Below are 12,268 nucleotides of genomic sequence, written 5' to 3'. Positions count from 1 at the left end.
GAACAAAGGCCTCTATCATGCAACTTGCCATTCCCCGGCGGTGCACATACCGTCAGCTGAACAATGGACCCCCTGCCAAAGGAGCCGGCCGCCCCATGCCAGCACAGAAGCCGTCAGTCAGTCCGCCAGACGCGGAAAGCTTTGACCACGCCAGTGCGATAGAAGCCTGTGCACGCGGAGACGAGGCCGCGTTCCGCAGCCTCTATGATCTCGAATCGGGCCGCATGCTGGCGCTCGCCATGCGCCTGCTGAACAGCCGCAACCAGGCCGAAGATGCCGTCCATGACGCCTTCATCAAGCTGTGGTCCAACGCGGGCCAGTATCGCCGTGAACTCGGCAATGGTCGCGCCTGGCTGTTTACCATCCTGCGCTATCGCGCACTGGACCAACTGCGTGCCCAGGGGCGGACGCCACGCGGCGACAGCGATGCGCTCGACACCCTGGCCGATCTGCTCGCCAACCCGGAAACCGCGGCCGATGACAGCCAGACGGCCCATCAGTTGAGCGACTGCCTGGGTGAGCTGGAAGTGCCACGACGCGAGCCCATTCTGCTGGCCTTCTTCAAGGGACTGACACACGAACAGATCGCCGAGAAGCTGAGCGCACCGCTTGGCACCATCAAGGGACGCATCCGCGCCGGTCTCAAGCTACTGCAGGAGTGCCTGTCACGATGAATAGCCCCCTGATTCCCGAATCCCCCGAAGAACAGAACCTGCTGTTGGGCGAGCATGCCCTCGGGCTGCTGGACCCTGAACGCGAGGCCGAAGTGCGCGCCTGGATCGAGCGCGATGACATTGCCGCACGCATGGCCCTGCGCTGGCAGCAACATTGGCTGAGCGTGAGTGACCGCCTGCCGCCGGAGCCCCCTTCGGACTCATTATGGAAGCGCATCGACGCCAGCCTGGTGCGCTTCAAGCAGTCCTCCGCCGCCCATGATACCGCCGCTCGACATGACGCAGAGCATACAAGCGCCTCGACCAAGGCGCCCTGGCTGCTGCGCTGGCTCGGCGGTGGCCTCGGGCTGGGTCTGGGGGCAGGCCTCGCCCTGGCGCTGGTCATGCAGATGGGGCCCTTCTCGCCCAGCGCGTCGCTGGAAGGCACCTCGCCGGAAGTGGCTACCCAGACACCTGACGGCGATGCACAACGCATGGTCGCTATTCTGCAGACACTGGAAGATCCGGGTACGCCGACCTGGGTGGCCAATGTCACGCCCAGCGGTGGCCTGCAGCTGACACCGAAGGTCTCCATCGAGCGTCCGACGGATCGCGTCATCGAACTGTGGACCCTGACCGACCCGCAAGAAGGGCCGCGCTCACTGGGGCTGGTCGACCCGATTGCCGGTATAGAACTCAGCGCCGAGCAGATCGGCAGCATGAGTCCGGGCCAGCTGCTTGAGATGACACTGGAGCCAGAAGGCGGTTCGCCGACCGGCAAACCGACGGGCAAGATTCTCGCCATCGGCCGCCTGGTGGACCTCAATCAGCGTGATAGCTGATAGCCCTCATGACAGCCCTCGGGCATGACGACTGCCGATAGTGGCGCTTTCTGACGCTGTAATTTCACAGTGAGTCTCACGGGAAAGCGCCCTATCGCTCTGTTCAAGACCTGCCCAAGGCCTGCTCAAAATAGGGAGTCCGCCCTCTGGCGTCAGCCAAACGCCAGACATGAAAAAGCCCCGCGATTGCGGGGCTTTTTCATGTCTGGCAGCGTCAGCTAGCTGGCTGGCAACAAAGCCAGTGCTCAGCTTTCAGTGCGCTCGAGCCAGGATTCGACGGTTTCCGCACCGTGCTCTTCCTTCCACTCTTTCAGCTGCTTGTGGTTACCACCACGCGTCTCGATGACTTCACCGGTGTGCGGGTTCTTGTAGACCTTCAGCTTGCGCTTGCGACGCACACCACCGGCCTTGCTTTCCGGTGCGGCAGCAGCCGGCGCCTGGGACGCTTTCGGGTCCAGCAGAGTGATGACGTCACGAGTGGACTTGCCGTACTCGCCCATCAGCGCGTCCAGCTTGTCCTTGAATTCGAGTTCGTTCTTCAGACGGTCATCATTGCGCAGGCTTTCCAGCTGCTCTTGAAGTTTCTTGAGCTCTTGCTCTTTCTGCATGAAATCAGTCAACAGGGACATGAGTATCTCCAGGATGTCGGGACAGACAGTTGAGTCACGAAAACACGATGTTGAAAGAGGTTCGGTGGATATTCATCTGCCGTACATGTTTAACAGCGCGTTTTCGTAAAGACTTGTGCAGGACACTCGGGACAGTTAAGCGCCCACACCGGATCAAGGGCGATTATAGACCGAGTCAACTGCAAGGTGAAGTCTTAAATAACATGTTCCCAAAGTATGCAATCTTTCCGATCAATGCAATAGCCAACAAAAAAACAGTACTCACCGCCCAGGCACTTCATTATCTCCTGTCACAACTGAAGACAGGTCTGCCAAAAGGCTCACTGCAACAACACGAAGAACTCTTTGCCACGACCTGATATCGGGCTTGAGGGCCCGCCATGACTAGGCCTCCAATATTCACGGGATATGCACAATTCATGACGACAACCCACAAGGAAGTATTATGCAACCACTTTTCCCTTCGGCGTGACAGCGTCACAGTACAGACTTTTGATGAAGGGCAATCATTGCCTGCGCACCTCGAAAAGCATGCACCTGAACGAACAACAGCAGTCCATACTAAAGCAGGTGACGAACTAATAGTGGTGCGAAATGCAACACTTTCTCCAGAAAGCGTCACTTCAAAAAAACCGTCAACCTGATAGAATGGTCAAAGTTGACAAAGATTGAGCCATCATCACACCACACCACTATCCCGCCACTCGCAGAGATACTCCATGCCATTCTCCCAGATGCCGACCCGCGATACGGACTCACTTTCTCTCTGGCACCCGTATACCCAGATGCAGGACATGCCAGCGCCACTGGAGGTGGCCGGCGGCACGGGAGCCCGCATGACACTGGCGGGAGGTGAGACACTGCTGGATGCGACATGTTCCTGGTGGTGCATGATCCATGGCTACGGACAACCGCGTCTCGTCGCGGCCATCCAGCAGCAAGCGGCAGAACTCTGCCATGTGATGCTGGGGGGCATTCGCCATCGACCGGCCAAGGAGCTTGCCGATGCGCTGGTGCGTGTCACCCCTGAGGGCCTGAATCATGTCTTCTTCTCCGATAGCGGCTCGGTGGGCATGGAAGTCGCCATGAAGATGGCAGTGCAATATCAGCAACAGCGCAAAGACCGCAATGACACGCGGGGGCGGACGCGCATGCTGTCATTGATGAAGGCCTATCACGGCGATACGGCGGGCTGCATGGCAGTGTGTGACCCCGAGGAAGGCATGCATTCCTTGTTCGCCGATTTCCTGCCCAGACATCATTTCGCACCGGCGCCGACTGCCGGTTTCAGTGCCAGTCGTGAAGAGGTAGCAGACGATATCAGCGCATTGCGCGCCTGCCTGGAAACACACCAGCATGAGATAGCGGCATTGTTGATGGAGCCACTGTTACAGGCGGCAGGTGGCCTCAACATGTACTCGCCCTACTATCTCGAGGCGGCACGCGAGTTATGTGATGAGTTCGGAATCGTATTGATCTTCGATGAAGTCGCGACCGGCTTCGGTCGGACCGGCAAGATGTTTGCCTGTGAACACGCCAATGTCTCTCCTGACATCATGGTGCTCTCCAAGGGACTGACGGGGGGATATCTGGGACATGCCGCCACCCTGGCCCAGAGTCATATCTTCCATGCATTTGATGGTGAGGATGCCAATAGCGCCTTCATGCACGGCCCGACCTTCATGGGCAATCCGCTGGCCTGTCGGGTAGCACTGGAAAGTCTCGCGGTATTCGAGGAAGAGAATTATCTGGGCAAGATTGACGAGCTCAATCAAGTGTTGCGCGACACCCTGCTGAATTTCTCCCATCCCGCCATTCGCGATATACGCGTATTGGGTGCCACGGCGGTGATAGAAGTGCACGATGCCAGCAGTCTGGCAGGCGCTCAGGCCCATGCCCGTGAACTGGGCGTCTGGTTACGTCCCTTCGGGCGCTGGCTCTATACCATGCCGGCCTATATCACCTCGCCGCAGGACTTGCGCCAGATCACCCATGCGATGACCAGCTACTTCGAGGCCCTGGAGCACTGATACACTGATACACAACATGACTGCTCCTGGCGATGTTCATCAAAGACGATGTTCATCAAAGGCCATTGCTATCAGCGACAAGCGCCATCAGGGGCAGTCACCCTCGAGACCCACCAGTCTCGAGAGCCATCACCATCAGAGGCATTCACCCCCACAGACGGGCTTCGAGTGCCTGATAATCCTCTGGCGAGAGCTGCCCCCCCTTGACCAGTTTCCTGAGGAAGTGACGATAGCGACGCGCGACCTTGCGCCGTGCCAGCCAGGCGACGCTGGTCGCCAGCGGAATGAAGTCAGGATTCGAGACACCGTCGATCAGCCACAACCTGGGCGGCTGGTCGTCGCTGAACTGGACCACGATATTGCGATCATTGAGATCAGACGGAATCAACCAGCGTTTCTCGAGATAACGATAGAGATTGGCCAGCTCGCTCACCAGCACCTCGGCGCTCAGGCGCTCGGGGGTCTCGAGATGCACCTCGCGCAGTCGGCGTGACGTGGAGCCGTCACTGTCGAGAATCAGATCGAAGACCAGCCCGAGTCCCTCGGCGGTGGCGATACTGCCGTGGTAGGCAGGCACATAGGACCAGTCGCGCATGCCACGTCTGACCAGGCCCTCGAAATAGCGTTGCTCGCGTTCATTCTGGCGGCTGCCCTTGTCAGGGTAACGCGGGACCTTGATGCAGCGATGGGGGTCGTTCGGGTCCTGATAGACACGCCGATCATTTCCCATGCCGATGACGCGGGCATTTTCCAGCTCCAGCATGCGCACTCCTGTTGAATAACGCCTGCGACTGCAGCCGCCGGGCAGCGTGGCATTCTACAAAAAGCCGTCATGGCACGCCAACTTGTGCCATTTGGCAGCGCCCACGTTCATCGGCCATTCAGCTTGCGTTGCCCTTCTGGTAAGATTATGCGCCGTTTTTGACGGCATTCAGGAGGAAGCCGCAGGAACACTGCGACAGCAAGGCATTCGTCACGAATGTACACGTCATGCGAGGCATTGCCCCGGGATCGGGTGGCCACGCACCCACAGTTCGCCCGCTCTGTCCGCAACACTCCCAAAGCTGGCACAACCCCACATAGAGGTACTCGCATGAATGCGGTAATTCTGGCCGTCCTGGTCATGGTCGGCCTGTCGTTGGCTCGCGTCTCGGTCGTCTTCGCGCTGGTCGCCGGCGCCCTGGTCGGCGGTCTGTTCAGCGGGCTGTCCCTGACCGACACGCTCGGCGCCTTCAATGACGGTGTCGGCGGCGGCGCCAAGGTCGCACTGGCCTACGCCACTCTCGGTGCCTTCGCCGTCGCCCTGTCTCGCTCCGGCCTGCCGGACCTGCTCGCCGCACGCCTGATCGGCCTGCTCAATGGCGAAAGCACGCCGCGCCGCCAGACGGCCATCAAGTACGGCCTGCTGGGCAGCGTGACTCTGGTCGCGATTTCCTCCCAGAACCTGATTCCGGTTCACATCGCCTTCATCCCGATCCTGATTCCGCCGCTGCTGGTCGCCATGAACCGCCTGCGTCTGGATCGTCGTGCCGTGGCCTGTGCACTGACCTTCGGCCTGACCGCGCCCTACATGCTGCTGCCGGTCGGTTTCGGCTCCATCTTCCTCAACGACATCCTGCTGGCCAACATCAATGATGCCGGCCAGTCGCTCGGTCTCGACGTGACCCGTGGCATGGTGCCGATGGCGATGGCGATTCCCGTCGGCGGCATGTTCCTTGGCCTGCTGACGGCGCTGTTCGTCTCCTACCGCAAGCCGCGTGACTACGCGACCCGCGAGATCAAGTCCAGCAACGTACCGCACCACACGCCCATGCACACGCCATCCAAGAGCGGTCTGGTCATGGCAGGCATCGCCATCATCGCCGCCCTCGGCATTCAGTTGTATTCCGGCTCGATGATTCTCGGCGGCCTGGTCGGCTTCGCCATCCTCTCGCTGGGTGGCCTGTTCAAGTGGAACGAAGCGGATGACCTCTTCACCTCCGGCATGCGCATGATGGCGCTGATCGGCTTCATCATGATCTCGGCGGCAGGTTTCGCTTCCGTGATGAAGGCCACCGGCGACATCCAGACCCTGGTCGACGCCTCCTTCCACATCATCGGTGACAACAAGCCGCTGGCCGCGCTGGTCATGCTGATGGTCGGTCTGTTCATCACTCTCGGCATCGGCTCCAGTTTCTCGACCATTCCGATCATTGCCGCCATCTACGTGCCGCTGGCGCTGCAATTCGGCTTCTCGCCGCTGGCCACCGTCGCGCTGATCGGCACCGCCGCCGCGCTGGGAGATGCCGGCTCACCGGCTTCTGACTCGACCCTCGGCCCGACGGCCGGCCTGAATGTCGATCAGCAGCACGACCACATCTGGGACAGCGTGGTGCCGACCTTCCTCCACTACAACATCCCGCTGATCGTGTTCGGCTGGGTGGCCGCGATGACGCTGTAATCCGCTGAGCGCCAGTCTCGCGCCCAAGCAAGATGCCAGCCATGCCAACGCCCGACAGTGGGGACTCTCCTCACTGTCGGGCGTTATCGTTGGTGAGCCTGCTCAAGCGCAATGAGTGGGCACAAGCACTGGACAGCCATCCAGTATTTTAGCATGATGCGCGCATGCGCAAGATCCTCCACGCCGACTGTGATTGCTTCTATGCCGCCGTCGAGATGCTCCGCCATCCCGAGTGGCGCGAGGTGCCCATCGCCATCGGTGGCCGCACCGAGCAACGCGGCGTCATCGCCACCTGCAACTATCCCGCGCGCGCCTTCGGCGTACGCTCGGCGATGTCGACCGCCCGAGCGCTGCGCCTTTGCCCACAGCTGATTCTGGTACCCCCGGATTTCGAGCGCTACCGCGCCGTTTCCGCCGAGATCCAGGCACTCTTCCATGAACTGACGCCCTTGGTGGAGCCCCTCTCGCTGGATGAGGCCTATCTGGATGTCAGCGCCGTGACTGACTTTCAGGGCAGCGCCACCTGGATGGCGCGCTGGCTGAAGGAAGAGGCGCTCAGGCGCACCGGCATCACCCTCTCCCTTGGCGTGGCCGCCAACAAGTTTCTGGCCAAGATCGCCAGTGACTGGGAAAAGCCCGACGGCCTGACGGTGATCACGCCCGAGACCAGCGACGCCTTCATCCGCCAGCTGCCCGTCGGCAAGCTGCACGGGGTCGGCCCGGCGACGCTGGCGCGTCTGACACGCCTGGGCATCACCACCTGCGAAGACATGCGCGGCACACCGTTGACAACACTGGCCGAGCACTTCGGCAAGTTCGGCACACGCCTGCACGAACTGGCGCACGGCATCGATGAGCGACCGGTGCGTGTCGAACGCGAACGCAAGTCGATCAGTGTCGAGCACACCTTCGATCACGACCTGCCTGACCTGCCAGCCTGCCTGGAGCGCCTGCCCGCCCTGCTCGAACGCCTGACCAGCCGTCACGCCCGTCATGACCAGCCGGTGCTGGCCAAGCAGTTCGTCAAGATCCGCTTCAGCAACTTCGAGAGCACCACGCTGGAAAGCCTGCTCCCCGCCTCGACCACCACGCTGCCGAGCGCCAACAGCTTCGCTCTGCTGATGGAGCAAGCCTGGCAACGCGGCCACCGCCCTGTCCGCCTGCTGGGCGTCGGCGTACGTCTCAAGGCCCGCGAGGACGCCCAGCAGCTGGGGTTGTTCTAGCTCCTTGATCGTTCGCGGTCATGCTCCCGCTTTCGCCTCGGACGAAGAGCGCTCTGCCGCAGTGGTACCCGCTTCGCCTTCATCGCCCCAATCTCCCCAGAGCGCAGAGGGAGAACGCAGACGAATCTCCAGCGGCAGACCTTCCACATCATGCTGAACGTCGATGGCTTCGAGGGGGCGCAACCTGACTTCGAGCATCGCTTGATTGGCATCGAAGGGGCCCGCCAGCTGTGAGGGCAGCTTCTGGGTCAGCTCCGGCGGCGCCACGATACGCGCCAAGACACTGCGGCCATCCGCGAAATGCGCCTCGGCCACTCGCCCGACAGCCACCTTGCCGACATATTTCGGCGAGAAATAGGCATGCAGTTCCGGCGCATTGGCAGGCACCAGCACGCCCAAGGGTTCGCCAGCACTCACCTGCTGACCGGGCTGCACGTAGCTCTTGGCCAACAGGCCATCCTGAACCGCCATCAAGGACATCGCCGCGATGCTGGCTTCGATACGCGCCAGCTGGCGAGTCAGATCCTGACGGCGCTGAACGACCGGGCCAGCCAGCTCGGAGCGCGTATTCTCGCGCAGCTGCAGCAGCAGGTTCTCACGCGCTCCCGACAGTTGATCCTGAGCACTAGCACGAGCCACGTGGATACTGGCGAGATCCGTCAGGGGGACCTCACCCTGGCGACGGAAGTCATCGAACTTGTCAGCCAGCCCAGACTGGAAGCGCAATGCAGCCTCAGCGTCATCGACCCGCTGGCGAGCGGTATCGACCAGCGACTCGCTCTCTTGCTGTGCCCCCTTGTCGGGAAGCGTGGCCAGAATCTCCTTGAGCGCGGTGCGATCGGCCTCCAGCTCACCATCCTCAAGCACGAACAGGGTGGTGCCCTGCCTGACGCGCTGGCCGGCACGCTGAGGTACATCAACGACACGCGCATCACGCGGACTGGTGATCACCAGGGGCTCGTGCGTCAGTACCGCCGGGGCCAACAGCAGCAAGCGGTCTCGCAGCGCATACCAGGAGAAGGCCACCACCGGCACCAGCACCAAGGCCATCAGCCCTATCCAGCGCCAGCGTCCTCCGCCCCGCCTGGCCTTGGCGTAAGGAACCTTCAGCCCGGACTGCTGGTCCGGGTGACGAGACTTTTCCGGGTCAAATCGAATATCCATCAGAAGCGTTTTCCTCGGCGCAGGACCCACCACGGGGCCATGCTGGTTTCTTCGTGGCTGCGGCGCAGCATTTCATTGAGAATCGCGACCAGTGCCAACAGACGCATGCTCAGCTGGTAGAACGGAAGCAGCGGCAGCCAGACCATGTTCCTGAGAGCGACCGGAATATCGCGACTGACACAGCAAAGCCCGGCCAGCGCATACCAGCTGCACAACAGTAGATAGATGAGATAGAGCAGCACGCTGATCGACACCGCATGCACCAATGGCTGGGTGGCGTACCACCAGATGACATAGCCACCGATCAGGAAAGGCAGCGCCACGCTTTGCACCAATCCGTAGGTCATCGTGAACAGCGTACCGGGCCAGCCCATCAAGCGCGGCCGCATGCCGCGCCAATGCTTGCGCAGGTAGATGAAATAGAGATCACCCTCCCAGCGCATGCGCTGACTCGCCAGACTGCGCAGAGTTTCCGGACCATCCGTGAAGCCGACAGCCTCGGGGATGAACGCAAGTCGCATATGCGGATGGCGACGCTGGTACTGCTTGAGACGCAAGGTAAGATCCAGGTCTTCCGCGGTATGGGTGTCCCAACCGCCGACCTGACGCACGATATCGGTGCGGAAGATGCCAAAGGCCCCCGAGATGTTGTTGATCAGGTTCCAGCGCGCCAGCCCGGTACGGCCATATTCGATCGACAGCAGGTATTCCAGGGATTGCAGGCGTGTCGCCAGCGAGACCTTGCGATTGCGAATACGCAAGTTGCCGGCAGCCGCCAGCACATCGGGGTCTTCGAACACCACCACGCTGCGCGTGACCATGTTACTGGCGAAGCCGGTATCACCATCCAACGCATACACCAGCTCACCGGTAGCAAGCCCGAGCCCGGTATTGAGTGACGAGACCCGCCCGCCGCGCTGCCACTTGGGCACCACCCGCAGGGTACGGTTGGCATGCTGCCGAAAGGCACTGGCCTGGCGCCGGGCAGCTGCCAACGTCTCGTGATTGGCCGTGGCGCCATCGATCACCATGATCACCTCGACGTGGCCGGGATAATCCTGGTGCAACAAGGATTCGGCGCTGGCGGCCACCCCCTCGCCTTCGGAATAGCACAGCACCAGGCAGCTGACGGAGGGATAGCGCTCGGGCATGGCCTGGCCATCATGGGCGCTGCCCCAGCCGCGATCGCGCAGATGGCCAACCATGCCAGTAATCACGATGGCGGCCAGCGGCAATTCGAAGAGAATCAACAAGGGCAGGATGGATACCGCCACCCACGGCGAGTGCAGCATCGAGCCACTGACCCAGTGCATTTCCATCAATACCTGCGAGACAAAGATATCCAGCTCTCTCATGCCTCGGCCTCAAATGGCATCTTGCCACTCGGTTGACCAGACGCCTGATCGTCCAGCAATTGCGCCAGCCAGTATGGCGCCTTGCCTGAGCAGCGCTCGCTGGGTAGCTCATGCATCTCGAGCGCGATATCCAGCCCCGCGTCGTCCTCTGCCAGGTCGGTCAATGACTTGATGCGGCGCGCGATATCCGCAAAGTGTTCGCGGGGGGTATGGGGCAGCAGGAAGAGCCAATGGCCGGCGTCGTATTCACAGACAAGGTCGGTATCACGCAGCAGGCTCGTCAGACGCTGGGCCATGGCGCTCGTTGACGCTGCCGGTGATGAAGCCGGCAGCGGAGACGCCACCGAGCGAGAAGAAAGGGCACCGGAGGACATCACCATCAGCAGATGGCGGTGGGCATGACGACGGGCGAGAGGCACCAGCAGGTCCAGCATGTGATGCAGCTCGGCGCGTGAGACCTGCTGTCCCGCCATCTGCTCGGGCATGCCTTCCTTGCGCGGCAAGGCGACGACGCGACGCCCGGCTTCGCTGAGCGCCAGCGAGGCTACACGCCGCTGGATCAGCTCTCCGGGCTGCTGCAACTGGCCGCAATTCATGCACTGGACTTCCACCTCGCCTTCTACAAGCCATAGATCACATTTCCCGCAGGCCAGCGATTCCAGCGGTCGATCATAGTCGACCCCGATATGCCGCAGCCGGACATGACATTTCGGGCAGACGAGTCGTTCGTCATGCGTGAAGTGATCCAGACGATCCACATGACCGCAGGTGAAACAGTGCAGCCCATCGAGCGCCACGAGATCCAGATGGCGGCAACGCGGGCAGACATCGATGTAGTTGAGGTGCACGCTGCGACACTGTCGGCAATGACGCGTACGTGTCATGAGCGTCACCTCGCGGGTCCAGCCACGCTGAACGAACAGTGCAAGCAGATCATGCTGCTCGCTGGCAGTCATGCCCCATGCACTCAACAGAGGCCATTCACACCCGGCCATCAGTGCAGGTGACAGGGAGAACTGCAGGACATGGTCGGGATAGAGGCGCCACCAACGCAGCAGCCGCTCGGCGCTCGCCGACAGCCCAGCCTCGTGTTGCTCAGCTGGCGCCGAGGCCTCCAGCCGCTTCTCCACATCTGACAGGTCAAGCAGACGGCTGCCCGGCCATTGATTGGCCAGTGCCTCGATGGAAGGAGAGCTTGTCCCCGTCACGATCACGGGCATCAGCGCACCTGGCGCCGTGGCTCGGATATCGCTCAGCAGGCGCTCGGCCTCCTGCAGCGTCAGATTACCCGCCGGCTGAACCGCCAGATGGATGGCATCACATTGGCTGCCCGCAGAAACGTCAGTCGCAGGAAATCCAGTCGCATCGGCGTGCGAAGCGAGATATGGCGCTCGCTCCGCGAGCATCGCCAGCAGGTCCTGTGTCTCGACTGCCCACTCTTTCTCTTCGACCTGAGAATGCCCATCACTTGAGTGCTCACTACTTGCAGCCGCAGGACGGCCAACAACGGCTATGTACATCAGAAAATCCCGTGAGGTCAGTCTTCGCCCCACCACGCGCACCCATACTTCAGCATGAGATATCACGGATGAAACACTGGTGCAGAATCAACCTCATGGGACTGACACCATGAAACGGAGTTCATGGCGGATTGCCAACCTCGGCCTTTTGAGCAGTGGTTTCATACCCTCATGTCATCAAACACACATCTGTCTAATGACAAGGACTGAGAAAACTGACCCTAAAGTTTGACTTGAATTGCATTTAACCTGATGGACTATTGAATCTCTCCTCGTTGAACCTCTCCCTCCGTCAATAGCCCCCAGTGCATGGCCTCCCAGTCATTCCCTTGGCATGCGCGTCCTGACGATACCGACCTGCTCGACATCTCCACTGGCAACCAGATGACCGTCAGGCATTTCCCGCGACCAA

At 61.1% G+C, this 12,268-nt stretch carries 10 protein-coding genes; 5 read left to right on the top strand and 5 right to left on the bottom strand.

Annotated features, from left to right (window positions below; all coding sequences use genetic code 11):
- Positions 1-95: 95 nt before the first annotated feature.
- A complete protein-coding gene (locus QQF40_RS12320) occupies positions 96-674 on the top strand; it encodes a sigma-70 family RNA polymerase sigma factor (RefSeq protein WP_285461499.1) in 579 nt (192 codons plus the stop codon).
- The gene (locus QQF40_RS12315) at positions 671-1,495 is read left to right on the top strand and encodes an anti-sigma factor (protein ID WP_285461498.1); all 825 of its coding nucleotides are present in this window, start codon (positions 671-673) and stop codon (positions 1,493-1,495) included. The genes QQF40_RS12320 and QQF40_RS12315 overlap by 4 nt, the downstream gene beginning before the upstream one ends.
- 245 nt (positions 1,496-1,740) lie before the next feature.
- Here the strand turns inward: QQF40_RS12315 and QQF40_RS12310 are convergent, their stop codons facing one another.
- The gene (locus QQF40_RS12310; RefSeq protein WP_285461497.1) at positions 1,741-2,124 is read right to left on the bottom strand and encodes a histone-like nucleoid-structuring protein, MvaT/MvaU family; all 384 of its coding nucleotides are present in this window, start codon (positions 2,122-2,124) and stop codon (positions 1,741-1,743) included.
- 719 nt (positions 2,125-2,843) lie between these two features.
- Here QQF40_RS12310 and bioA point away from each other — a divergent pair.
- Positions 2,844-4,154 carry an adenosylmethionine--8-amino-7-oxononanoate transaminase gene (bioA, locus tag QQF40_RS12305; protein ID WP_285461496.1) on the top strand — a complete coding sequence of 437 codons (1,311 nt, stop codon included), beginning with the start codon at positions 2,844-2,846 and terminating at the stop codon, positions 4,152-4,154.
- A gap of 145 nt (positions 4,155-4,299) precedes the next feature.
- Here bioA and QQF40_RS12300 read toward each other — a convergent pair whose 3' ends face one another.
- Positions 4,300-4,917, bottom strand: a complete 618-nt coding sequence (locus QQF40_RS12300; RefSeq protein ID WP_175089406.1) for a YrbL family protein — start codon at positions 4,915-4,917, stop codon at positions 4,300-4,302.
- 330 nt (positions 4,918-5,247) lie between these two features.
- Between QQF40_RS12300 and QQF40_RS12295 the strand changes: the two genes are divergently transcribed.
- Together QQF40_RS12295 and dinB are read left to right on the top strand one after the other, a co-directional pair.
- Positions 5,248-6,594 carry a Na+/H+ antiporter family protein gene (locus tag QQF40_RS12295; protein ID WP_175089404.1) on the top strand — a complete coding sequence of 449 codons (1,347 nt, stop codon included), beginning with the start codon at positions 5,248-5,250 and terminating at the stop codon, positions 6,592-6,594.
- A gap of 164 nt (positions 6,595-6,758) precedes the next feature.
- Positions 6,759-7,817 carry a DNA polymerase IV gene (dinB, locus tag QQF40_RS12290; protein ID WP_175089403.1) on the top strand — a complete coding sequence of 353 codons (1,059 nt, stop codon included), beginning with the start codon at positions 6,759-6,761 and terminating at the stop codon, positions 7,815-7,817.
- An 18-nt stretch (positions 7,818-7,835) separates the two neighbouring features.
- On the opposite strand, the gene QQF40_RS12285 is transcribed toward dinB, so the two are convergent.
- From QQF40_RS12285 to QQF40_RS12275, 3 genes are read right to left on the bottom strand one after another with little or no spacing between them, the layout of a single operon-like run.
- Complete coding sequence (locus QQF40_RS12285; protein WP_285461495.1) at positions 7,836-8,981, bottom strand: HlyD family secretion protein; 1,146 nt, start codon at positions 8,979-8,981, stop codon at positions 7,836-7,838.
- On the bottom strand, positions 8,981-10,336 hold the full coding sequence (locus QQF40_RS12280; protein WP_285461494.1) for a glycosyltransferase family 2 protein: 1,356 nt from the start codon (positions 10,334-10,336) through the stop codon (positions 8,981-8,983). Before QQF40_RS12280 ends, QQF40_RS12285 begins: the two co-directional genes overlap by 1 nt.
- A complete protein-coding gene (locus QQF40_RS12275) occupies positions 10,333-11,856 on the bottom strand; it encodes a TackOD1 domain-containing metal-binding protein (protein ID WP_285461493.1) in 1,524 nt (507 codons plus the stop codon). Before QQF40_RS12275 ends, QQF40_RS12280 begins: the two co-directional genes overlap by 4 nt.
- Positions 11,857-12,268: the final 412 nt, after the last annotated feature.

It is taken from the genome of Cobetia sp. LC6, assembly GCF_030264805.1.
GTDB lineage: Bacteria > Pseudomonadota > Gammaproteobacteria > Pseudomonadales > Halomonadaceae > Cobetia.
This window is presented reverse-complemented; position numbering and strand designations above follow the sequence as displayed.